Here is a 22,404-nt window from a genome sequence, read left to right as displayed (position 1 = left end):
GCGGACGCGGGACTTCTGTGCGACGACGCTCGGGCTGGGGTTCGCCTCGATGCGCAACCGCCCCGAGCGGGTGATGATCTTGCTGTCGGTCGAACGGACGAGTCGTGTCGCTCACTACCCCGACACGGATCAGGGATTCTCCCTGGTCACCCGGCGGGGCCGCGGCTGGCACCGCGGGCAGCTGTACGACGACCGGTTCATGAACGGCTCCCGACGGATCGGCGCGCCACACCGGTGGCAGGGCAGCCCCTCACGGCCGTAGACGTTGAGCGAACGGTCGAAGTAGCCACTCTCGCCGTTGACGTTGACGTAGAGGGAATCAAAGCTCGTGCCGCCCGCCACCAGCGCCTCACCGAGCACCTCGCGCACATGCCCCAGCAGGCGCAGCGCGGCCGGCGCGGTGAGCGCATCGGTCGGCCGCACGCCGTGCAGCCGCGACCGCCACAGCGCCTCGTCCGCGTAGATGTTGCCGACCCCCGAGATCAACGTCTGATCCAGCAGCGCCCGCTTGACCTCCGTGCGCCTGCGCCGGATCGCGGCCGCGAACTCGCGTTCGGAGAAGGCCGGGTCCATCGGATCGCGCGCGATGTGCGCGATCTCGGCGGGAAGCGTCGCGCCGCCCGCGGAGACCGAGAGACCACCGAACGTCCGCTGGTCGACGAAGCGGAGCTCGGGACCGTTGTCGTCGAAGCCGAAGCGGAGCCGCAGGTGCGCCTCGTCGGGGGCGTCCTCCGGCTGCAGCAGAAGCTGGCCGGACATGCCGAGATGCCCGATGATCGCGTCGTCGCTGTCCAGCGGCAGCCACAGGTACTTGCCGCGTCGGCAGGCGTCGAGCACACGCCGCCCGGCCAGCACGGCCGCGAAGTGCTCGGGGCCGGGAAGATGCCGGCGCACAGCCCGCGGGTGGCGTACCTCCACGGTCGTGATCCGACGTCCGCTGACCCACTTGGCCAGCCCTTGCCGGACGGTTTCGACCTCGGGCAGTTCGGGCACGGACTCCTCCTGTCGATCAACGGCAGACGCGTCGCCTACATTCTCCCGCGTCAAGGGCCGATCAACGAGATCAGCCGACCGTGGCCCCGCCCTCGACCGGCGGCACCGCCGCAGACTCGGCGACCTTCTCCGACAACGTCCGCCAGGCCGCCTCGGCGGCCCGCTGCTCCGCCTCCTTCTTGCTGCGGCCGTCGGCGCCGCCGTACCGGTTGCCGGCCACCACCACCCAGGCGGTGAAGGTCTTCTCGTGGTCGGGGCCCGCCTCGTCGATGCGGTATTCCGGGACCCCCAGACCGAGCGCGGCGGTCAACTCCTGCAGGCTGGTCTTCCAGTCCAGCCCCGCGCCCCGCCCGGCCGACTCCGCCATCAGCGGATCGAAGAGCCGGTGGATGACGAGAGCGGCGGTGTCCAGCCCGTACTGCAGGTAGATCGCGCCGAGCAGGGCTTCGAGGGTGTCGGCGAGGATGCTCGCCTTGTCCCGTCCACCGGTGCTCTCCTCGCCCTTGCCGAGCAGCAGGTAGGCGCCGAGCCCCTGCGGACCGAGCCGCCGCGCGACGTCGGCGAGGGCCCGCATGTTGACCACGCTCGCCCGCAGCTTGGCGAGCTGCCCCTCGGGCAGGTCCGGGTGGTTGTGGAAGAGCGCCGCGGTGATCACCACGCCGAGCACCGAGTCGCCGAGGAACTCCAGCCGCTCATTGGTCGGCAGGCCGCCGTTCTCGTACGCGTACGACCGGTGCGTCAACGCCCGCTCGAGCAGCTCCGGCTCCAGCCCCACCCCGAAGGCCGCCTCAAGCTGCACGGCGGGTGGGCGGCGGCGTCTGTCGTTGGTCATGCGGTCACCTCGTCGAGATCGGAGAACAACGCGGAGATCGCCGCGGTGGCGGAGCTGCGGTGCAGGTGGGCGGCGAGCGCGATGCCCGAGGCAAGGTCGTCGCCGGTCGCCGCACCGTGGCACACGATCGCGGTCCCGGCGACCCCGAGCAGGGCGGCAGCCCTCGGGGCCGCACCGGTCGGACCGCCGGCCATCGCGTAGGCGCCTTCGATCCCCTTCAGCAGGACATTGCCGGTGAACCCGTCCGTCACCACCACGTCGGCGCGCCCGCCCAGCGCCACGTCGTACCCCTCGACGAGGCCGACGTAACGAGCGCCGCAGGGCAGATTCGCCGCCGCGAGCACAGGATCCGCGGCGCGGCGGGTCCGGTCACCCTTGCCCGGCTCGGTGCCGATGGAGAGCAGCCCGACCCGGGGAGCCACGATGCCGTGTGCGACCGCCGCGTAGGCGGCGCCGAGCATCGCGTGATGGGCGAGTGTCACCGGTCGGGCCTCCAGCGAACCGCCCACATCGAGCAGCACGACCGGACCGGCGACCGCCGGAAGGGAGGCGACCAGCACAGGACGGCGTACGCCGGGCCAGCGGCCGAAGCCGAGCGCGGCGGCCGTGACGGTCGCCCCACTGGCGCCTGCGGAGATCAGCGCGTCGGCGGCTCCCTCGGAGACGGCGGCGACGGCCGCCCGCACCGTGGTGTCGATCCGACTCGCCCGTGCCGGCGCGTCGGCCATGCCAACGACGTGGCGGACCGGACGCACCGCCATCCGGCCACGGTCCCGGGAAGAGAGCGCGCCGATGATCTCGTCGGCCACCTCGGCGGGTCCGACGAGCAACAGTTCGAGATCCGGATCAGCGCGACAGGCCCGCAGAGCGCCGTCAACCACGACGGCGGGAGCATCGTCCCCGCCGAGGAGGTCGACGGCGATCCGCGCGGTGCCCGGCTCCACGGGAACGCCGGCCGGGGTATCTCGGCCGGCCCGCGCCGGAGCCGGTGCACCGGGCAATCGCCGGGGCGTGCGCGCGACCCGATCAGAGATCGGGAGCGTCACAGTAGGCGCGAACTCAGACCTCGATGACCTGGCGACCGTTGTAGGTGCCACACACGGTGCACGCGGCGTGCGGAAGCTTCGGCGACTTGCACTGCGGGCACGCCACAGTCGCGACCACAGTGGCCTTCCACTGCGCCCGGCGGGACCGGGTGTTGCTGCGCGACATCTTGCGCTTCGGAACGGCCACGGTACTTACTCCTCTTGGGTCAATTTCGACAGGCCGGCCCAGCGCGGGTCGACCTGATCGTGACTGTGATCAGCCGGCAGCTCGTCCAGGTGCACCCCACACTCGGGGCACAGTCCTGGGCAGTCGTCCCGGCACACCGGGTTGGTCGGCAGTGCGAGCACCACCGCGTCCCGCAGCGCCGGCTCCAGGTCGATCAGGTCGCCCTGCATCCGGCCGACCTCGTCCTCGTCGGTCGTCTCGTCCGTGGTGCTGTTCTCGTACGCGTACAGCTCCTGGATCGTGACGCTCAACGAGTCACTGATGGGGCGCAGGCAGCGGCCGCACTCCCCCTCGATCGGACCGGTGACGGTCCCGGAGACGAGCACGCCCTCCGACACCGACTGGAGTCTCAGGTCGAGGCTCAGGTCGGCGCCTTCCGGCACGCCGACCATCTCCAGCCCGAGGTCCGCCGGCGCGGGGGCCACTCGATTGACCGTACGCAACGCGCCAGGTCGGCGCGGCAGCTCCCTCGTGTCGAGGACCAGCGGCGACCTGGGGTTGAGGTTGATCGACGAATGAATGCGCATAGTCAGACTCCGGCCTGTGAGAGGCCGACGAAATAGGTTACCTGGCCAGGAAGGCAATCGTCGAACCGGGGCGGTTCCACCTTATCGTCCCCCTCCGGCCCCCTTCGCGGGGCCACTCTCCCGCTCTCACCCCCACCTCACACCTCACCCGCCCCCGTCCCCGCCGCACCCCCCCGTCCGGCCCGACCCCGAGTCTCCCCGCCGATCAAGGACGTATTCGCACGGAATGATCTCCGATCGTGTGAATACGTCCTTGATCGGCACAGAAGTCCTTGATCGACCGGGGCGGCGAATGCCGCACACCGGACGACGGATGCGCCACCATGGGTCAGAACGGCAGGGGGCGCTCGGAATCTTCCCCGACGAAGGTGCCGATCTCGCGCAGCGCGTGCATCTTGTCCCGGCCGCGCTCGATCGAGGCCAGCGCCCGGGTGAGGAACTGCTCGAAGTTGGCCAGAGCCGTGTCGACGTAGTCGTCGACCTCCTCGCGCAGCCGCTGCGCCTCGGACCGCGCCTCCGCGATGATCCGTGCCCCCTCGTGCTCCGCCGAGACCGTGATCTCGTTCACGGAGACGAGCCGGGCGTGCTCCGCCTCACCCTCGCTGATGATCCGATCGGCTTCCCGCTTGCCGGCGTCCATGATCTTGTCGCGCTCTTCCAGCAGCGCGGCGGCGCGGCGCAGGTCGCCGGGGAGCTCGACACGGAGCTGATCGAGCAGTGCGATCATCTCGCCGCGGTCGACCATGCAGTTGTTCCGGGACATCGGGACCGCCCGGGCGGCCTCCACGATGGCAATGAGTTCGTCGATGCGGTCGAGCGGGTCCACCGGCATCTCTCCTGTCGTTCGGCGGCCGACACCTACATGATGCAAGGTCAACCAGATTGCTGCTGCACCCCATGATGCGGCTCGCGGGCCGCCGGACCTACCTGGTAGCCCCGGCGCGTCGCCCACACCCGGGCGCGGCCCGTCCCGCCCGCGCAACCAAGGCGGTGGCCCGCCCGCTCGATCTCAGACCGGCGCCCCGCCCGATCACGGCCCAACCCGCGCGATGACGGCTCAGCCGGATGATCAAGGATTCCGCGCACAGCGGGAGGACCGATGATGTGAATAGACCCTTGATCGGCGGAGAGGTCGTGTCCAACCGAGCCGGTTCACTCCGCGGCGGCGGCCCTGAGCCGCGCCCCCAGAATCCGACCCACCTCATCGGGCACGTGGGCGGAGACGTCGCCGCCCCACTTCGCCACCTCTTTCACGAGGCTCGACGAGAGGAACGAGTAGAGCGGGTTGGTCGGCATGAAGAGCGTCTCCACGCCGGCCAGGCCGTTGTTCATCTGCGCCATCTGCAACTCGTAGTCGAAGTCGCTCACCGCCCGCAGCCCCTTGACCACGACCGCCGCGTCCTGCGTCCGGCAGAAGTCGACGAGCAGGCCGCGGAACGCCTCCACGCGCACGTTGCCGTAGGAGGCGGTCACCTCCCTCAGCAACTCGATCCGTTCCTCGACGCTGAACAGACCGCGCTTCGACTGGTTGATCAGGACTCCCACGATCACCTCGTCGAACAGTCGGCTGGCGCGGCCGATGATGTCGAGGTGACCGTTGGTGACCGGGTCGAAGGAGCCGGGACACACCGCACGTCTCATGATCGGCGACCGTACCAAAGGGTGGTCTCGCCGTAGCGACGACTGCGCTCGCCGGTGATTCCATCCACCCACATCACCGCCCCGGTACGGGTGGAGCGCTCCACCACCACCACGGCGTCCGTCGCCAGCCACCCGCCGTCGACCAGCGCGGCCAACATCGCGGTGATCTCCTTGTCGGGTACGGCGTACGGCGGGTCGGCGAAGACGACGTCGTACGCCCCGCCATCCGGGGCCGAGCCGAGGACGGTCAGCACTTTCCCCGTGACCAGTCGGGTCGCGTCCCCGGCGCCGAGCGCGGCCACGTTGTCCCGGATGATCCGGCCCGCCTTGGCGTCCGCCTCGACCAGCAGCACATGCTCCGCCCCGCGCGACAGCGCCTCCAGTCCCACGGCCCCGGATCCGGCGTACAGGTCGGCGAAGCGCGCGCCGTCGAGATCGATCATCGTGTCCAGCGCGCTGAACAGCGCCTCGCGCACCCGGTCCGAGGTGGGGCGGGTGTGCGCGCCGGCCGGGGCGACGATGCGGCGGCCACCGAGCGTGCCGGCGACGATCCGCGTCATGACGTCTTCCTGGTCATGAGGTTGACGCTACGCGACCGGAATTCACCGCTGCGCAATGGCTGACACATCCGAAAACCACGAAGAGGTACCGGATAACGACGAGCCGTATATCAATCATCTCGAATCAACAACATCATCCTTATGGCACCTTGTGGACCACCATGGACATTCAGGAACCGCTAAGGTCGGGCGCTGTGCCGGCGGGACCCCAGCCGGCGCACGACGTGGGGAGGCGTCGCAACGAGTTGAGCTGCTGATATTTGCAGCCGGCTCCCGCCGCCCCTGCGCCGTGCCCTGAATGCCCCCCTTTCTTTCAGGAGTACGCGTGATCCGTCCCAAGCTGTCGCTGCGGCGGCCGCTCGCCGTGGCTGGCGCCGCACTCGTCGGCCTCACCGCCGTCGTGGCGATCGCCGCACCCGCGAGCGCCCACCACAGCGTCGTCTCTGGCCAGTTCAAGTGCGACACCGCGACCGGTGAGTTCGTCGGTAAGTGGACCGTCGACAGCGTCGCCATCCCGGGCGTCAACAAGTACAAGCTCACCACTGTCGACGCGAAGTCCTTCGTCGGCCGAAAGGCGACCGACGCCACCGTCCCCGGCATCGCCGTGTGGACCGGCGAGGGTTACCCGCACACGACCGGCAGTCCCCTCGTCGGCGAGCTGCGCGTGCCGGGCGACACCACCAAGGTGTCGCTCAGCGTGATGTCGCAGTGGGAGAACCGGCACCAGGAGACCCAGGCGAAGGGGGCTATCGTCCGCCTCGGCGGCAAGTGCACCAAGCCGGCCCCGTCGCCGGCGCCGAAGACCCCGAAGCCGAGCGCGAGCGTCGAGCCGCAGTGTGACGGCAGCGCGATCGTGAAGCTTCAGAACGGCGCGGACGCGACCGCGGCCGCCGAGTTCACGCTCACGGCGGGTGCGTCCAAGACCTACACGGTTGAGGCCGGCAAGACCGAGACGGTGACCGTGACGGCAGCGAACGCCGCCAACATCAAGGTGACCGCCAAGGGCATGGACAAGGCCCTCATCGAGGGCCCGGCGGGCGAGGCGGCGAACTGCGTCAAGCCGGACGAGGCGACTGGCGTCTTCGAGGCCACCTGTGACGAGTTCATCTTCACGATCGAGAACCCGAAGGGCGGCGAGACGGTCAACGCGACCTTCACCCCCAACAAGGGCGACGCGCAGAAGCTGACCGTGGCCCCGGGCGAGACCAAGTCGGTCAAGTTCAAGGGCGAGAAGGGCCTCACTGTCACGCCGTCCGCAGAGGGCCTCGACGACTCCGAGCCGATCGCCTGGGACACGGAGAAGCCCAAGGACTGCCCCGTGGCCGGTGGCAACGGTGGCGGGGACAGCCTGCCGGTGACCGGTGCCGCTGCGGGCACGATCGCGGGTGGCGCTGCCCTCCTGCTGATCATCGGCGGCGTGCTCTTCTTCATCGCGCGGCGTCGCAAGGTGACCTTCACCGCCTGATCCGCACCAACCGCTCGATCTGAGCAAACAGACTGAGGGCGCGTTGACCACTGGTCGACGCGCCCTCAGCGTCTTGCTTGCCCGGTGCGACACCGCTCAGCACCGCAACGCGGTTCACCGTCAGGCGTCACTCACCCCCAGCACAACGAACAATGTGGCCGGTGGCCCTTGCTCTGCTTCGCAGGGGAAACGTGGGTCAGCCCTTTTCCAGGTACTCCGCGCGCTCCTCGTCGACCAGCGCGGCCACCGAGGCGGCGAGAGCCGGCTGACGCTCCAGCTCCGGATCGTCGGAGACCAACTCGGTCGCCTCGGCGCGGGCGTCGCGGATCAGGTCGGTGTCGCGGAGCAGGGAGAGCAACCGCAGGTGCGATCGGCGACCGGACTGGGTCGCACCGAGCACGTCCCCTTCGCGCCGCTGCTCCAGGTCGAGCTCGGCCAGCTTGAAGCCGTCCACCGTGGACGCCACGGCGTCGAGCCGTTCCCGGGCCGGTGTCCCCTCCATCGCCTCGGAGACCAGCAGGCAGAGCCCCGGCGCCTTGCCGCGACCGACCCGGCCGCGCAGCTGGTGCAACTGGGACACCCCGAAGCGGTCCGCATCGAGCACGATCATCACCGTCGAGTTGGGCACGTCGACGCCGACCTCGATCACGGTGGTCGCCACGAGCACGTCAAGCTCACCGGCCGCGAAGGAGCGCATCATCGCGTCCTTCTCCTCGGCGGGGAGCTTCCCGTGCAGCGCCCCGATCCGCAGCCCGTGCAGCGGCCCCTCGGCCAGCAGCGGCGCCACCTCCAGCACCGCCAGCGGTGGACGCCGCCCGTCCTCGCCCGGCTCACCGGCCTCCTCGGCCGAGGCCGGGCCCTCGCCGATGCGCGGGCAGACGACGTACGCCTGATGTCCGGCCGCGACCTCCTCGCGCAGCCGCCGCCACGCCCGGTCCAGATAGGCCGGCTTCTCGGCGGCCGGCACCACATGCGAGGCGATCGGCGAACGTCCCCGTGGCAACTGCGAGAGCGTGGAGACCTCGAGGTCGCCGTAGACGGTCATCGCCACCGTACGCGGAATCGGCGTCGCCGTCATCACCAGCACGTGCGGCGGTTGCTCGGCCTTGGCGCGGAGCGCGTCGCGCTGCTCCACCCCGAAACGGTGCTGCTCGTCGACGACCACCAACCCGAGGTCAGCGAAGTCGACGCCCTCGTAGAGCAGCGCGTGGGTGCCCACGACGATCCCCGCGTTGCCGCCGCCGACCTCGTCCAACGCGCGCCGTCGCGCCGCCGCCCCGAGCGATCCGGTCACCAGCGCGAGCCGGGTGGCGTTGTCGGCGGAGTCGAGCTCGCCACCGCGGCCCAGCGGCCCGAGCAGGTCGAGGATCCCCCGGTAGTGCTGCGCGGCGAGCACCTCGGTCGGCGCGAGCAGCGCGGCCTGGCCACCCGCGTCGACGACCTGCAGCATGGCCCGGAGCGCGCACACGGTCTTGCCCGAACCCACCTCGCCCTGCAGCAGCCGGTGCATCGGGTGCGCCGTCGCGAGGTCCGCTGCGATCTCCTCCCCTACCTGCCGTTGCCCGTCGGTCAACTCGTACGGCAGGCGCGCGTCGAACGCCGCCAGCAGCCCTTCGTCGCGTCGGGGTCGGGGTCGCGCCGGCCACGACGCGGCGCGGTGCTTGCGCTGCACCAGCGTCAGCTGTACGGCGAAAGCCTCGTCCCACTTGAGTCGCCGGCGCGCCCTGGCCAGCGCCTCCTTCGTCGACGGACGGTGGATCTCCCGCAGGGCGGTGCCGATGCCGATCAGGTTTCGGCTGGCGCGGACGGTCGCCGGCAGCGGGTCCTCGGGCGGGGTGAAGGTGTCGAGCACGACCCGCACGCAGCGGGCGATCACCCAGGTCGGCACGGCCGCGGCCGCCGGGTAGACCGGGATCAGTGCCCCGGCGAACTCCTCGATCTCCTCCTGAGCCGCCGCCTCGCCGTCGGCGGGACCCTCTCCCAGCAACACGTATTCCGGTCCGTTGAGCTGCCGCTTGCCGCGGAACTCGGTGACCTTGCCGGCGAAGAGTCCCCACCGCCCGGGGCGCAGCTCCCGCTCGCGCCACGCCTGGTTGCCGAAGAAGGTGAGCGTGAGCATCCCGCCGGAGCCGTCGCCGACGGTCACTTCGAGCAGGTTGCCGCGACGCTGGCGCATCGGGCGTACGGCGGCGCGCTGCACCTGGCCGAGCACCGTCACCTGCTCCCCGACCTCCAGCGACCGGATGTCGGTGTGCTCGCCGCGCTCGTCGTAGCGGCGGGGGAAGTGATAGATCAGGTCGCCGGCCGTGTGCAGGTCGAGGTGGCTGGCGAGCGCCTTGGCGGTCTTCTCCCCAACCAGCTTCTTCAGCGGCGTGTCCATCGCGGACGTGTCGGTCATTCGATCCCTATCAGCAACGGGTAGAACGGCTGTCCGCCGTCGTAGCTGTGCACCTCGACGAAGGGCCAGTGCTCGGTGAGGTGCGCGCGGACGGCGTCGGCGAGGCCATCCGGGGCCTGCGCGCCGAGCAGCAGCGTGACGAGCTCGCCGCCGCCGCCGAGCATCCGGTCGAGCAGGGCGCGGGTGGTCTCGACCAGCGCCGTGCCGACCAGGTGGACCTCGCCCTCCACGAGGGCGAGTACGTCGCCGGGATGGCACGGACCGGCGATGGTCAGCGCCTCGCGGCTGGCGTAGCAGACCTCTGCGTAACGGCAGGCGCCCGCGGCCTCGGCCATGGCGATCACGTCGTCTTCGAAGCGCCGCTCGGCGTCGCGGACGGCCAGCGCGGCGAGCGCCTGCACCGGCGAGCGGGTCGGCACGACGCTCACCCGCAGCCCGAGCGCGTGCGCCTCGCGGGCCGCGGCGCTCGCCACCGCCTGGGTGTTGGGATCGTTGGGCAGGACCACGACCCGGGCGGCGCGGGTGGCGCGGATCGCGTCGAGAAGCTCACCGGTGGAGGGGTTGCCGGGAACGACGGTGGCGCCCTCGTCGGTGAGAATCCGGGCGATCCCGTCGCCCGCGGCGACCACCACGGCGGCGCGCGCCTGCGGCCCGGGGCCGACCGGTCGCGGCGCGACCCGGTCCTCGAACCGGGTCACCGAGATCTGATGGGGCCGGCCGGCGACGATCCCGGCCTCCAGCGCCGCGCCGACATCGTTGACGTGGACATGCACCTGCCAGGTCGGCGGCTCGCCCTCACCGGTCCCCACCACCACGAGCGAGTCACCGAGCCCGTCGAGCAGCGTCCGGAGTCGGCCGACCGCGGCTTCCTCCGCGTCGAGCAGGAACTGCACCTCGTAGGCGTACTCCGGGGAGCCGGTCTCCCGCGCGGCGATGGCCGGGGGGCGGGCGGCGGGCGACGCGGGCGCGGGCCGGGGTTGCTCCTCACCGCTGACGACCTCGACCAGCGCGTCGAGCAACACGCAGAGACCGCGCCCGCCCGCGTCGACGACCCCGGCCCGGGCGAGTTCGGGCAACTGCTCAGGCGTGCGGGCCAGCGCGTCCGCCGCGGCGCCCGCGGCGGCGCGCACCACCGTGCAGAGATCGTCGGAGTCGGCCGCCTCCGCCGCTGTCGCCGCCGCCGTGACCACGGTGAGCAGGGTGCCTTCGACCGGCTTGGCCACCGCGGCGTAGGCCGCCGTCGTCGCCGCGCGGAGCGCCCCGGCCAGTGCCCGGCCGCGGATCGTGGCGGTGCCGGCGAGCGCGTCGGCGATCCCGCGCAGTATCTGCGACACGATCACGCCGGAGTTGCCCCGCGCGCCGAGCAGCGCGCCACGCGCCATCAGCCGGAGGACGTGACCGTGCGGCGTGCGCGCGCCCTCGGGGGAGTTGTCGAGATCCCGCGCGAGGGCCTGGTGGGCGGAGGCGAGGGTCAGCACGAGGTTGGTGCCGGTGTCGCCGTCTGGCACGGGATAGACGTTGAGCTCGTCGATCTCGCCCTGATGCCGCTTCAACGCCTCCAGCCCGCCCGCGCACCACCGTCGCACGGCGGCGGCATCGAGGGTCTCCAGCACGGCCAGAAGCCTACTTGCGCGCACCGACACCCGCCCCCCACGCCGCCCCGCGTCCCCGCCGCCTTCCCGTGCCCGTCCCCTCCTCTTCGTATCGATCAAGGACGTGTTCTCATTGTTTGATCTTCGTTCGTGCGAATACGTCCTTGATCGACGCGCATTTCCGCGTTCGACAGCGGGGCGTCTGGCACGGCGGGGCCTGCTGGGAGCCGATTGGCCGGTTGCCCTGCGCATCGGGTAACCTGGCCAGGTTGCCCGGGCAGCATTCCTCGGCGACCCCATGAACGATCAATCCCAGGAGTAAACCCGTGGCTAGCGTCTGCGACGTCTGTGGCAAGGGACCGGGCTTCGGCCACAACGTGTCCCACTCGCACCGGCGGACCAACCGCCGCTGGAACCCGAACATCCAGTCGGTGCGCACCCCCGCCGGAGGTGGCAACACCCGTAAGATGCAGGTCTGCACCTCCTGCATCAAGGCCGGCAAGGTCGTGCGCGCCTGACGCGTCCGCGCGTCGCCGTACCTTTCACTCAGCCGCCGGGTCGATGACCCGGCGGCTGAGTGTGTCTGTCTCGATCACGGACAATCCCGCACGCGTATGGGCGATCAGGCGGAGCCGTCAGAGGGTACGGCCGAACGAGATGCAGTTGGGCGAGTCGCGGTAGTAGCCGAAGTTCTCGATCCGCTCGTACCCGCAGGAGCGGTACATCGCGATCGCCTCGGGCTGCTTGTCGCCGCACTCCAGGACGATCCGCTTGCGTCCCTGGTCACGCGCCGACTGCTCCACGGCGGCGAGCACCGACCGTGCCACGCCCCGCCCGCGCACGGCGGGGGCCGTGTACATCCGCTTGAGCTCCGCGACCTCGCCGGAGTCGCCGTGGCTGCGCCAGCCGGCGCAGCCGACCGGTTCGCCGGCCAGGTACGCGACGAGGAACGTCCCCGCCGGCGGCTCGAAGTCGGCGGCGTCCACCGGGGTGTCGTCACCGCTGCCGCCGTACCGCTCCCCCAGATCGGCCATCGCCGCGACGACCAGTTGCTGCGCGACCGGGGAGTCGAAGCGCACCACGCGGATCTCGATATCACTCACCCGTAAAGGGTACGACCGGCGTCCGGGCCTTACGAAAGCTGTCCGGCGGGCTACCGGAAGTGGTCCCAGCCCGCGGCGCCCTTGTGCGCCCTGCCGTCCACCGTCACCGCGCTCCCCTCGATGACATGACCGATCTGCCGCCACCCCTCCGGCAGTGGCGCGTCGTCGCGGAACGTCGCGGCCAGCGCGTGGTCGTCGCCGCCACCGAGCACCCACAGGTACGGATCGACGCCGAGGGCGTGCGCCGCGTCCCGCATCTGGCGGGGCACCTCGAACACGTCCCGCCGCAGGTCGATGCCGACCCGGCTGGCGGTGGCGATGTGTCCGAGGTCGGCCACGAGCCCGTCCGAAATGTCGATCATGGACGTGGCCCCACCCCGCGCGGCCCGCGGACCCGCCGCGTACGGGACCTCCGGACGGCGGTACGCCTCGACGAGCAGCTTGGGCGTACGGAAGCCGCGCGACAGCACGGTGTAGCCGGCGGCGGCGTACCCGAGCCGACCGGCGAGCGCGACCACGTCACCGGCGCGGGCGCCGCTGCGCAGCACGGGGGCGGCGCCGTGCAGATCGCCGAGCGCCGTGACGGCGATGGTGAGCGTGGGGCTGGCGGACATGTCGCCCCCGACCACGCTCGCGCCCACCTTGGCCGCCTCCCCGGCGAGTCCGTCGGCGAGGTCCTCGGCCCAGCGGACATCGAGTCCGGGCGGGGCGCAGAGCGCGACGAGAAGCGCCGTCGGGACGGCGCCCATCGCGACGATGTCGGCCAGGTTGGCGGCGGCCGCGCGGTGCCCGACGTCGACGGCACTGGACCAGTCGCGTCGGAAGTGCCGCCCCTCGACCAGCACGTCGGTCGAGGCGACCACCCGGCCGTCGGAGGCGGCCACCACAGCGGCGTCGTCGCCGGGCCCCAGCAGACACGTCGGCCCCACCGGAAGGCGTGCGGTGACCCGGGCGATGAGACCGAACTCGCCCGTTCTCGCCAGGCTCATGCACCCGCCCCGTCTCGCATGTCGACCGCCGGTAAGGAGAATACGGACCACCGCACCCGGCGGCGGGCCGTCGGCCGTACCCCCGCTGCATGCGCCGGCACCGCATCGAACTGGCCGATCCGCACGCTCATGCCGCGTCGCGCTCGGTCATCGCTTGCCTCCCTCGGGCACCGTCATGAATCCGCCCTGCTCCGTACGGTAGTTTCACGGGCGAGCCGCTCCCGGCGGCGGATAGGAGTGGGCTCGTGGTCCAGGCGTACATCCTCATCCAGACCGAGGTCGGAAGGGCACGTGACGTGGCCGGATCGATCGCGGATATCTCGGGCGTGGTCCGGGTCGACGCGGTGACCGGCCCGTACGACGTGGTGGTGCTCACCGAGGCGCGCACCGTCGACGAGCTCGGCAAGCTGATCGTGAGCAAGGTGCAGATGGTGCCCGGCATCACGCGCACCCTCACCTGTTCCGTGGTCCACCTGTAAATGGACGACTCCGTCAAGGCCCGGCGCTCCGACCGCACCACCCGGCAGGCGGCGATCTGGGCCACCGTCGTGGCCGTGCCGCTCACCGCACTGATCGCGGTCGTCGCCTTCAGCCGGCTCAACCCGGCCGAGCCCGCCGCGCCGTCGACGTCGGCGACGCCCCGGCCGCAGTCGACCTCGCCGGTCTCGATGGCCGCTCCGCCGCTGGACGAGCGGGCGGCGACCGTCTGCCGGGCGTTGTTGTCACGGCTGCCGGCGCAGCTTCGCGATCTGCCGCAGCGAACCGTCACCGGGGGGCACGAGCAGAACGCGGCGTACGGCGATCCGGCGATCACCATGGCGTGTGGCATACCCCTCCCCTCGTTCCCGCCGACCGACATCGTCTACCCGCTCGACCGGGTCTGCTGGCATGCCGGGGACCGTCCGGACGCAACGGTCTGGACGACGGTCGACCGGGAGGTGCCGGTGCAGGTGACGGTGCCGAAGACGTACGACGAGCCGGGGCAGTGGGTGATCCCGTTCTCCGCCCCGGTGATCGCGGCGGTGCCGTCGGCGAAGACCATCCCGACCGGCTGCGGCGGGTGATCGGCAGGGACGGCCCGCCACGGCGAGCCATCGGCGTGCACCTCAGTGCAGGCCGGTGCCGCGGCGCAGCGCGGTGCGGATCAGCCGGTTGACCAGCTTCGGGTATTCGAGGCCGGTCGCCGCCCACATCCGCGGGAACATCGACGTCGAGGTGAAGCCGGGCATCGTGTTGATCTCGTTGAGGTAGATGTCCAGCTCGGGGGTGACGAAGAAGTCGACCCGGGCGAGACCGGCGCAGTCCAGCGCGGTGAACGTGCGGCAGGCGTACTCCTGGATCTGCCGCGTCACGTGCTCCGGCAGTGGCGCCGGGATCTCGTATTCACACGCGTCATCGAGGTACTTGGCCTCGAAGTCGTAGAAGTCGTTGGCCGAGACGACCCGCACCTCGGCCAGGAGCGACGCCTCCGGCGCGCCGCCGGCCTCGCCCTCCAGCACGCCGCACTCGATCTCCCGACCGATGATCGCCCCCTCGACGAGCACCTTCGGGTCGATCTCGCGGGCCATGGTGACGGCCGCGTCCAGGTCGTCCCAGTCGGAGACCTTCGTGATGCCGAACGAGGAGCCGGCGCGGGACGGCTTGACGAACACCGGCAGGCCGAGCCGCTCCTTGTCGGCCTCCGACAGCGTCATCCCGGCCCGCAGCACCGCGTAGGGGCCCACCGGGATCCCCTCGACCGTGGCGAGCTTCTTGGTGAACTCCTTGTCCATGGCGGCGGCGGAGGCGAAGACGTTGGCGCCGACGTAGGGGATGCCGGCCATCTCCAGCAGCCCTTGGATCGTGCCGTCCTCGCCGTAGGCGCCATGCAACACCGGGAAGACCACATCGACGTCGGCCAGCGCCCGCGGACCCTCGGCCGGGTCGAGCACCATCAAACCGTGGCCGGTCGGGTCGCCGGGGAGTATGACGGCGTTGCCGATCCCGGCGGTGATCTCCGGCAGCTTCCGCTCGGTGATCGCGAGCTGTGCGGGGTCGCCGCCGGCGAGGACCCAGCCGCCCTCACGGGTGATGCCGACCGGAACGACCTCGAACTCGTCCGGGTCGAGAGCGCTCAGCACGCTGCCGGCGCTCACGCAGGAGATGCCGTGTTCGGGGCTGCGCCCGCCGAAGACGATGGCGACGCGGGTCTTCCGGGGACTCGTCACAGACATGCCTTTCGTTCCCGACTGCGGAGCGCGCCGGGCACACTCCTCGCGCTCACCGGGGAGACCCTACTCTGCGTGGCCGTCCGCCGTGCCGTGACCGCCGGGAGCGCAGCTGACCGGACGACGGGTAGCCAAGAGCGCCACTGAACGTGACGAAAAAGGACGCCCGTACCCCACTCCTCCCCCGTTGATCATGAAGTTACCGCGAAAATCGCGGGCATCCGCAGCGATGACTTCATGATCAACAAGCTTCGGGCGGGCGCGAGAGGGTCCACCCGTTCGGGTGATCCTGCTGAGACTGTCGCGATCCCGTGCAGAGCCAGCGCGTCTTCACAGAATCGCCGGGCATCGATAACGCATTCGTACGGCGAGCGCTTCACCGCGCCGCCCTCGCCCGCGATGACATCGCGCCGCAGAGCTGGCCCGACCGTCCGGACAAGGGGCTGGCCGCGTAGTTGCGCGCGGCGGCCGCGTTCGACCGGGCCGAACCCCGCCTGAAGGGTCATGGCGAAAGGCTCACCAGCGCGGCGACATCCGGTCGCGCAGGTCACGCGGATCGTCCGGGGAGGCCGGGGCGGTAACGAAGTGGCCGGCCACAACGATGATCACAGCGGGCATACTGACCCACAATTCGGAAAACCGAGCCTGCCAGCCACCGCTGAACCCAGGCCGAGCTCACCATGGGAGGCGCGGTGCCGAGAGAACTGACGCTCGGGGTCCTCTCGCCGCATCTCGGCGGCCGGTTCCACGGTGGCCTGCTCGCCGGCATCACCCGTGCGGCCGCGGACGCGAACGCGACGGTGGTCGCCATCCAGACGCTCGACGCCGGTCAGGACCAGACCGAGGTCACCGAAGCACCCGAGCTGGGCTATCCGGTCGCCTGGGAGCACGTCACCGGCCTCATCGTGATCAACGATGCGGTGAGCCCCCGCTACCTGGCCGCGCTGAAGGAGGCGGGGAAGTCGATCGTCACGGTGAGCCACGAGCTTGCGGAGCTGAAGTGTCCGGCGGTGCTGGCGGACAACAGCGCGGGCGTACGGGACGCCGTGCGGCACCTCATCGAAGAGGGGCACCGACGGATCGCGTTCGCCGGCCACCTCGGCGCCGAGGATGTCCGGCAGCGGTACGCCGCCTACCGCGACACACTGCGCGCGCACGGCCTCGTTGACGATCCGGCGCTCGTCTTCTCGTGCGACGACAATCAGGAGCCCGGGGGCGAGCAGGCCGGGCGCGCCCTGCTCGCCGCGGGCATGCCGTCGACCGCCGTGGTGGCGGGCACCGACACCAACGCGATCGGGATCATGCGCGTTCTCACCGACGCCGGGCACCACCTCCCCGACGAGCAGGCCATCGTCGGCTTCGACGACATGCAGGCCGCGACATACGCCGTGCCGCATCTCTCCACCGTGCAGCAACCGGTGGACATGCTGGGCAGGACCGCCGTCGCCGTGCTCCTCACCGAACTGGCCGCCGGGACCGCGTCCACGGCGCAGCACCGGGTGCCGACCACCTTCGTCGTCCGGGACTCGTGCGGCTGCGGCCGCGACCGGCTCGCCGCGTACCCGACGGAGTCCGGGCCATCGGCGGGCGCCCGCCGCCGGCTCGCGGAGCGACTTGCCGGCGTCCTGTTGCCGGATCCGGGCCGTCCCGGGCCCGCGGCGGCCGTCCTGTCCCGCGCGGTCGACAGCATCGCCAGCCGGGTCGAGGCAGCGATCCGGGCCTCCGTGCCGCCCCCGTCGACTGCGCTGACCGGAGCGGTCGGCGAGCTGTTCCGGCTGGGGGGCCGGCGGGTCGAGAGCCTGACGGAGCTGAGCCGCGTCGTGTCGCAGTTCGGCCGGGAGAGCATCCCCGCCGACGACCCGCCGGCCGCGGCCCGGATGACCGAGGCGGTCCACCTGATGATCCTCACGCTGGTGGAGGCGCAGGGGCGGGCGCAGTTCACCGAACGCAGCTACCTGCAACAGACGTTGAGCACGCAGCACGAGGTGAGTCTCACCATGCTCCGCGCCCACGAGGATCCGCGGCAGCTCGGCTGGCTCGCCCGTACCTCGGCGCGCGCCGGCTGCCTCGGGCTCTGGGCCGAGGGGCGTTCCGGCGCGCACGGCGACGCGGCGCTCGACATCGCCGGAACGTTCGTGCGCGACGGGCATGCCGCGGTGAGCACCCAACCGACCACCACCGCGTTGTTCCCGCCGGCCGAGCTGCTGGCGTTGGCCGGCGAGCACCCCGACGACCTCGTGCTGGTCGTACCGGTGAAGGTCAACAGCAGCGACTGGGGGCTGCTGGCCGTCGTCGACACCGTCGAGACGCACGGGGCGACGGGCCGGGAACAGCTCAACCAGTCGGCCGCCCTGCTCACCGTCGCCCTCGACCACCAGGCCGTGCTGCGGGAGCTGCGCTCGCAGGAGGAGCAGCTCCGGATCGCCGCCCGGTACGACCACCTCACCGGGCTGGCCAACCGCAGCCTCTTCCTCTGCCACGTGGACGCCGCCATCGAAGGGATCCGCCAGGATCGGGACCGCGGTTTCGCGGTGCTCTTCCTGGACCTGGACGGGTTCAAGGTGGTCAGCGACAGCATGGGCCACTCGGCCGGTGACCGACTGCTGGTGCAGGTGGCCGAGAGGATCAAGGCGTGCCTGCGGGAGTCTGACCTTCCCGCCCGTTTCGGCGGCGACGAATTTCTGATCCTGCTCGACGGGGCTCACGACATCGAGCTGCCGAGCCGGGTCGCCGAACGGCTGCACGCCGCCCTCGCCCGCCCGTTCTACCTGCAGGGGCAGCAGGTGGTCGTCAGCACCAGCATCGGGATCGCGCCGGGCAGCGCGCGCTACGACCGCGCCGAGGACCTGGTGCGCGACGCCGACATCGCGATGTACTGGGCGAAGTCCCGCCGGAAGGGCTCACACGCGATCTTCAACGTGGCGATGCACGCCAAGGCGGTGACCCGGCTGCAGACCGAAACGGAGCTGCGCCGGGCCATCGATCGGGACGAGTTCGAGGTGCACTACCAGCCGATCGTGGACCTGCCGAGCGGGCAGACGCAGGCCTTCGAGGCGCTCGTGCGCTGGCGGCACCCCGAACGTGGGCTCGTTCAGCCCGACGAGTTCCTGCCCATCGCCGAGGAGACCGGCCTGATCATCCCGATCGGACGGCGGATCCTCGACGAGGCCTGCGGCCGGCTCGCCGCGTGGCAGCACGCGAGCGGGCGACCCGATCTCAGCATGAGCCTCAACGTGTCGAACCGGCAGTTCTGGCACGGCGGCCTGGTCGACGACGTGCAGGAGTGCCTGCGCCGGACGCGGCTCGCGCCGCACACGCTGTCGTTGGAGATCACCGAAGGCGTGATCATGCACAACGTCGGGCTGGCCCGGAAGCTGCTCGAAGACCTGCACGGCCTCGGCTGCCAACTGCACATCGACGACTTCGGCACCGGCTATTCCTCGCTCGAGGCGCTGCACCGGCTACCGATCGACGCACTCAAGATCGACCGGTCGTTCGTCTCCGGCCTGGGCACCGACCCGCGGAGCGGGGAACTGGTCCGGACGATCGTGCTGATGGGGCGCAACCTGGGTCTGGACCTGATCGGCGAGGGGATCGAGAACCCGGCGCAGCGCGAACACCTGCTCCGCCTGGAATGCACGTACGGGCAGGGTTACCTGCTCTCCCGCCCGGTGCCCGCCGAGCCCGCGGCGGCGTTGGTGTCGCAACGGCACTGAGCGCCGCGCGTCACGTCCCGCGTCCGGGGCGGACCGGCCCTCAGGCGGCCCGGTCCAGCGCCGCGGTGATGTCGGCGACCAGGTCGGCGGGGTCCTCGATGCCGCACGACAGCCGGACGAACCCGGGGGTCGTGTCGTCACCCCACTGCGCCCGCCGGTCCGCCGTGGTGTGCAGGCCACCGAAGGAGGTCGCCGCGAGGACCAACGTCGACGCGTCGAGGAAGCGTGCGACCCGGTCCGCGCTGCCCAGATCGAACGAGACGATTCCCGGGATCCGCCGCATCTGCGCGCTCGCCACCGCGTACGCGGGGTCGTCGGTCAGCCCCGGCCAGCGCAGCGCCTCCACATCGGAGCGTCCCCGCAGCGTCGTCGCCACCGCCGCCGCATTGGCCGACTGACGGGCGAGCCGCAGATCCAGGGTGAACAGCGACCGGTGCGCGAGCCACGCGTCGAAGGCGCCGGGAACGGAACCGGTCGTGGTCCGCCAGGCCCGCACGGCGTCCAGCAGCTCGGGTGAACGCGTCGCCAGATAGCCGAGGAGCAGGTCGGAATGGCCGGTCAGGGCCTTGGTGCCGGACGCCACGACGAGGTCCGCGCCCAGCTCCAGCGGCCGCTGTCCGAGCGGGGTCGCGGTGGTGTTGTCGACCGCGACCAGCGCCCCGGCGGCCCGGGCCCGGGCCGCCAGGGCGGCCACGTCACAGACGTCCAGGCCGGGGTTGGCCGGCGTCTCGAGCAGGAGCAGGCGTACGCCGTCGAGCGGCGGGTACGGTCCGGCGGTCGGCACGAGCGTCACCCGCACGCCGACCGCCTCCAGCGTCGAGGTGGCGAAGGCCCGGACCGGGAAGTACCCGTCGGCGGGGAGCACGACCGCGTCACCCGGGCGCAGCACGGACAGCAGCAGCGCGGTGATCGCCGCCTGGCCGCTGGCGAAGGTGAGGCACTCGCCCCCCTCCAGCTCGCCGATCGCCGTCTCGAGGTTGCGGCGGGTCGGGTTGTCGGGTCGCCCGTAGCCGTTCACGGCGGCGGCCGGCCCGACGGTCGGGTCGAGGTGGTACGGCGCGGCGAAGACCGGACCCGGCAGGAACGGCTGACCGGGCACCGGCTCGGGCAGGCCCGCGTGCACGCAGCGCGTCCCGTCGCCGTATTCGCCATCGGCCACGGTCGGGCGGCCCACTGCGGGGATCTCAGTCACCGGCCCATCCTCGCCGACCGCCACCATCACCACCACCCGGGCCCCGTGGTCGTCACTCGGGCTTGGTGGTCCGGCTCATCAGGGCGATCACGGCGGTACGCGGGTTCACCCCCTCGTGGCAGACCCGTTCGACCTGCTCGGTGATCGGCATCTCCACACCGTGCGCCCGGGACAGGTCCCGGATCGCGAGGCAGCTCTTGACCCCCTCGGCGGTCTGCCGGGTCGCCGCCTGCGCCTGTTCCAGAGTCTCCCCCCGCCCCAGGTGCTCGCCGAACATCCGGTTCCGGGCCAACGGCGAGGAGCAGCTGGCGACCAGGTCACCCATGCCGGCCAGGCCGGCGAAGGTGAGCGGGTCGGCGCCGAGCGCCACTCCGAGCCGCGCCGTCTCGGCCAGCCCCCGGGTGATCAGCATCGCCCGGGTGTTGTCGCCCAGCCCCATCGCCGTGGCGATGCCGTACGCCAGCGCGATCACGTTCTTCACCGCGCCGCCCAGCTCGGCGCCGATCACGTCGTCGTTCGTGTAGGGCCGGAAGTAGGGCGTGGTGATGGCCCGTTGCACGACGGTGGCGCGGTCGATGTCCGTACCGGCGACCACCGTCGCCGCCGGCTGTTCGGCGGCGATCTCGGGGGCGAGATTGGGACCGGAGACCACGACCACCCGGTCCGGGGCGACCCCGGCGGTCTCCACGATCACCTCGCTCATCCGCTTGGTGGTGCCGAGCTCGATCCCCTTCATCAGGGAGACCAACGTGGCGTCGGGGTCGAGGACGCCGGCCCATTCCGCGAGGTTGCCCCGCAGGGTCTGCGACGGTACGGCGAGCACGACCAGCCCGGCCCCGGCGATCGCCTTGGGGGCGTCGCTGGTGGCGGTGACCCGCTCCGGCAGCCGCACACCGGGCAGGTAGTCGGGGTTCATGCCGGTCGTCCGGATCGCCTCGGCGACCGAATCCCGGCGTGCCCAGATGGTCACCTCGCTGCCCGCATCCGCGAGGATCTTGGCGAACGCCGTGCCCCAGGAACCGCCGCCGAGCACGGCCACGTGGCTGAGCGCGCTCATGCTCCGGCCTCCCCTTCGTGGGCGGGCTGCCGGGCCGGGCGCGACCAGAGCGGCGGCGGGGTGCCGCCGCGGATCTCGGCCAACATGTCCCGGAGCCGCAGCATGATCACATCGGTCATCTCGTCGAGCGTGGCTTTCGTCGGGTTGGCGCCGGCCCAGCGGCTCAGGTCGATCGGCGGCCCGGCCACGACCGTGACCGGGATGCGCGGCCGCAGACCGGGCCTCGCCGTGCGCGGGTCGAACAGCTTCTCCGGGCCCCACATGACCAGCGGAATCACCGGCGCCCCGGTGGTCAGCGCCAGCCGGGCGGCCCCGGTCTTGCCGCGCATCGGCCACAGGCCCGGCTCGCGGGTCGTCGTGCCCTCCGGGTAGATCACGACGGCGCCGCCCTCTCTGATGGCCGCGACCAGCGCGTCCAACGACTTCGCCGCGTCGACCGAGCCCCGCTCCACCGGGATCTGCTTCACCTTGTGGAGCAGCCAGCCCACTCCCGGCACCTTGAACACGCTGGCCTTGCCAAGGTACTGCGGCCAGCGTCCCGCGTCGTAGATGAAGTGCGCCGACACGAGTGGATCGGCATGCGAGATGTGGTTGGGCACGATGATCATGCCTCCCTCGGCGCGGAGGTGCTCCATCCCGCTCCAGTCGCGCCGGGTCCACACCGTCATCACGGGCTTGACCACCGCCACCGCGAAACGCCGCCAGAACCCCACCCTGCGCCGTGTCACGGTTCCTCCTCGTCGTGCCCTCCCCGCCGGCGCCGCCCACCCCACCGGCGCCGTACGACGCCACCTGACGTCTGAAGCGAAATCATGCCTGCTCGGCCCCGGGCACGGCCAGCGAGGGGATGCTCACCTTGC

Annotated in this window: 21 protein-coding genes and 1 pseudogene; 5 read left to right on the top strand and 17 right to left on the bottom strand. The window is 71.5% G+C overall.

What is annotated here, in order from left to right; all coding sequences use genetic code 11:
- Window positions 1–129: 129 nt before the first annotated feature.
- From mutM to rsmD, 8 genes and pseudogenes are all read right to left on the bottom strand, one after another.
- The gene (gene mutM, locus AB0J06_RS09260; protein ID WP_357426396.1) at window positions 130–993 is read right to left on the bottom strand and encodes a bifunctional DNA-formamidopyrimidine glycosylase/DNA-(apurinic or apyrimidinic site) lyase; all 864 of its coding nucleotides are present in this window, start codon (window positions 991–993) and stop codon (window positions 130–132) included.
- 70 nt (window positions 994–1,063) lie between these two features.
- The gene (rnc, locus tag AB0J06_RS09255; RefSeq protein ID WP_357426393.1) at window positions 1,064–1,825 is read right to left on the bottom strand and encodes a ribonuclease III; all 762 of its coding nucleotides are present in this window, start codon (window positions 1,823–1,825) and stop codon (window positions 1,064–1,066) included.
- Window positions 1,822–2,769 carry a phosphate acyltransferase PlsX gene (locus AB0J06_RS09250; protein WP_357426391.1) on the bottom strand — a complete coding sequence of 316 codons (948 nt, stop codon included), beginning with the start codon at window positions 2,767–2,769 and terminating at the stop codon, window positions 1,822–1,824. Before AB0J06_RS09250 ends, rnc begins: the two co-directional genes overlap by 4 nt.
- Window positions 2,770–2,884: 115 nt before the next feature.
- Window positions 2,885–3,058 carry a 50S ribosomal protein L32 gene (gene rpmF / locus AB0J06_RS09245; RefSeq protein WP_357426389.1) on the bottom strand — a complete coding sequence of 58 codons (174 nt, stop codon included), beginning with the start codon at window positions 3,056–3,058 and terminating at the stop codon, window positions 2,885–2,887.
- A gap of 5 nt (window positions 3,059–3,063) precedes the next feature.
- Complete coding sequence (locus AB0J06_RS09240) at window positions 3,064–3,624, bottom strand: YceD family protein (protein ID WP_357426387.1); 561 nt, start codon at window positions 3,622–3,624, stop codon at window positions 3,064–3,066.
- Between the two features lie 328 nt (window positions 3,625–3,952).
- Window positions 3,953–4,450 (bottom strand): hypothetical protein, encoded by a 498-nt coding sequence (locus AB0J06_RS09235; RefSeq protein WP_357426385.1) that lies wholly within the window; start codon window positions 4,448–4,450, stop codon window positions 3,953–3,955.
- A 326-nt stretch (window positions 4,451–4,776) separates the two neighbouring features.
- A complete protein-coding gene (gene coaD / locus AB0J06_RS09230) occupies window positions 4,777–5,265 on the bottom strand; it encodes a pantetheine-phosphate adenylyltransferase (protein WP_357426383.1) in 489 nt (162 codons plus the stop codon).
- Window positions 5,262–5,831, bottom strand: a pseudogene (gene rsmD / locus AB0J06_RS09225) (16S rRNA (guanine(966)-N(2))-methyltransferase RsmD); the annotation flags it as partial. The gene coaD and the pseudogene rsmD, both read right to left, overlap by 4 nt.
- Window positions 5,832–6,150: 319 nt before the next feature.
- Here rsmD and AB0J06_RS09220 point away from each other — a divergent pair.
- Window positions 6,151–7,290 (top strand): LPXTG cell wall anchor domain-containing protein, encoded by a 1,140-nt coding sequence (locus tag AB0J06_RS09220; protein WP_357426381.1) that lies wholly within the window; start codon window positions 6,151–6,153, stop codon window positions 7,288–7,290.
- Window positions 7,291–7,486: 196 nt separating this feature from the next.
- Here the strand turns inward: AB0J06_RS09220 and recG are convergent, their stop codons facing one another.
- Together recG and AB0J06_RS09210 are read right to left on the bottom strand one after the other, a co-directional pair.
- The gene (gene recG, locus AB0J06_RS09215) at window positions 7,487–9,688 is read right to left on the bottom strand and encodes an ATP-dependent DNA helicase RecG (protein ID WP_357426379.1); all 2,202 of its coding nucleotides are present in this window, start codon (window positions 9,686–9,688) and stop codon (window positions 7,487–7,489) included.
- The gene (locus AB0J06_RS09210) at window positions 9,685–11,301 is read right to left on the bottom strand and encodes a DAK2 domain-containing protein (RefSeq protein ID WP_357426377.1); all 1,617 of its coding nucleotides are present in this window, start codon (window positions 11,299–11,301) and stop codon (window positions 9,685–9,687) included. Before AB0J06_RS09210 ends, recG begins: the two co-directional genes overlap by 4 nt.
- A gap of 305 nt (window positions 11,302–11,606) precedes the next feature.
- On the opposite strand from AB0J06_RS09210, the gene rpmB reads away from it, so the two are divergent.
- Complete coding sequence (gene rpmB / locus AB0J06_RS09205; RefSeq protein ID WP_357426375.1) at window positions 11,607–11,798, top strand: 50S ribosomal protein L28; 192 nt, start codon at window positions 11,607–11,609, stop codon at window positions 11,796–11,798.
- 117 nt (window positions 11,799–11,915) lie between these two features.
- Here the strand turns inward: rpmB and AB0J06_RS09200 are convergent, their stop codons facing one another.
- Complete coding sequence (locus tag AB0J06_RS09200; protein ID WP_357426373.1) at window positions 11,916–12,383, bottom strand: GNAT family N-acetyltransferase; 468 nt, start codon at window positions 12,381–12,383, stop codon at window positions 11,916–11,918.
- Window positions 12,384–12,433: 50 nt separating this feature from the next.
- The gene (locus AB0J06_RS09195) at window positions 12,434–13,372 is read right to left on the bottom strand and encodes a thiamine-phosphate kinase (protein ID WP_357426371.1); all 939 of its coding nucleotides are present in this window, start codon (window positions 13,370–13,372) and stop codon (window positions 12,434–12,436) included.
- 245 nt (window positions 13,373–13,617) lie between these two features.
- On the opposite strand from AB0J06_RS09195, the gene AB0J06_RS09190 reads away from it, so the two are divergent.
- Together AB0J06_RS09190 and AB0J06_RS09185 are read left to right on the top strand one after the other, a co-directional pair.
- Window positions 13,618–13,851 (top strand): Lrp/AsnC ligand binding domain-containing protein, encoded by a 234-nt coding sequence (locus tag AB0J06_RS09190; RefSeq protein WP_357426369.1) that lies wholly within the window; start codon window positions 13,618–13,620, stop codon window positions 13,849–13,851.
- Complete coding sequence (locus AB0J06_RS09185) at window positions 13,852–14,436, top strand: DUF3515 family protein (RefSeq protein WP_357426367.1); 585 nt, start codon at window positions 13,852–13,854, stop codon at window positions 14,434–14,436.
- A 42-nt stretch (window positions 14,437–14,478) separates the two neighbouring features.
- Here AB0J06_RS09185 and AB0J06_RS09180 read toward each other — a convergent pair whose 3' ends face one another.
- Window positions 14,479–15,579: a D-alanine--D-alanine ligase family protein gene (locus AB0J06_RS09180; protein WP_357426365.1), complete on the bottom strand. Its 1,101-nt coding sequence runs from the start codon at window positions 15,577–15,579 to the stop codon at window positions 14,479–14,481.
- 191 nt (window positions 15,580–15,770) lie between these two features.
- Window positions 15,771–16,085, bottom strand: a complete 315-nt coding sequence (locus tag AB0J06_RS09175) for a hypothetical protein (protein ID WP_357426363.1) — start codon at window positions 16,083–16,085, stop codon at window positions 15,771–15,773.
- Window positions 16,086–16,271: 186 nt separating this feature from the next.
- Here AB0J06_RS09175 and AB0J06_RS09170 point away from each other — a divergent pair, with 186 nt between their 5' ends.
- Window positions 16,272–19,295, top strand: coding sequence for an EAL domain-containing protein (locus AB0J06_RS09170; RefSeq protein WP_357426361.1), 3,024 nt, complete (start codon window positions 16,272–16,274; stop codon window positions 19,293–19,295).
- A 40-nt stretch (window positions 19,296–19,335) separates the two neighbouring features.
- Here the strand turns inward: AB0J06_RS09170 and AB0J06_RS09165 are convergent, their stop codons facing one another.
- From AB0J06_RS09165 to AB0J06_RS09155, 3 genes are all read right to left on the bottom strand, one after another.
- Entirely contained in the window at window positions 19,336–20,454 is a 1,119-nt protein-coding gene (locus AB0J06_RS09165) for a cystathionine gamma-lyase (RefSeq protein WP_357426519.1), read from the bottom strand.
- Between the two features lie 85 nt (window positions 20,455–20,539).
- Window positions 20,540–21,544, bottom strand: a complete 1,005-nt coding sequence (locus AB0J06_RS09160; protein WP_357426359.1) for an NAD(P)H-dependent glycerol-3-phosphate dehydrogenase — start codon at window positions 21,542–21,544, stop codon at window positions 20,540–20,542.
- Window positions 21,541–22,272, bottom strand: a complete 732-nt coding sequence (locus tag AB0J06_RS09155) for a lysophospholipid acyltransferase family protein (RefSeq protein WP_357426356.1) — start codon at window positions 22,270–22,272, stop codon at window positions 21,541–21,543. The genes AB0J06_RS09160 and AB0J06_RS09155 overlap by 4 nt, the downstream gene beginning before the upstream one ends.
- Window positions 22,273–22,404: the final 132 nt, after the last annotated feature.

The organism is Micromonospora sp. NPDC049679 (genome assembly GCF_040659735.1).
Lineage (GTDB): Bacteria > Actinomycetota > Actinomycetes > Mycobacteriales > Micromonosporaceae > Micromonospora_I.
This window is presented reverse-complemented; position numbering and strand designations above follow the sequence as displayed.

Coding starts and splice junctions, on each gene's coding strand:
- rnc (WP_357426393.1), bottom strand. CDS start 1,825: ATGACCAACGACAGACGCCGCCGCCCACCCGCCGTGCAGCTTGAGGCG.
- AB0J06_RS09240 (WP_357426387.1), bottom strand. CDS start 3,624: ATGCGCATTCATTCGTCGATCAACCTCAACCCCAGGTCGCCGCTGGTC.
- coaD (WP_357426383.1), bottom strand. CDS start 5,265: ATGAGACGTGCGGTGTGTCCCGGCTCCTTCGACCCGGTCACCAACGGT.
- recG (WP_357426379.1), bottom strand. CDS start 9,688: ATGACCGACACGTCCGCGATGGACACGCCGCTGAAGAAGCTGGTTGGG.
- AB0J06_RS09195 (WP_357426371.1), bottom strand. CDS start 13,372: ATGAGCCTGGCGAGAACGGGCGAGTTCGGTCTCATCGCCCGGGTCACC.
- AB0J06_RS09185 (WP_357426367.1), top strand. CDS start 13,852: ATGGACGACTCCGTCAAGGCCCGGCGCTCCGACCGCACCACCCGGCAG.
- AB0J06_RS09175 (WP_357426363.1), bottom strand. CDS start 16,085: ATGACCCTTCAGGCGGGGTTCGGCCCGGTCGAACGCGGCCGCCGCGCG.
- AB0J06_RS09160 (WP_357426359.1), bottom strand. CDS start 21,544: ATGAGCGCGCTCAGCCACGTGGCCGTGCTCGGCGGCGGTTCCTGGGGC.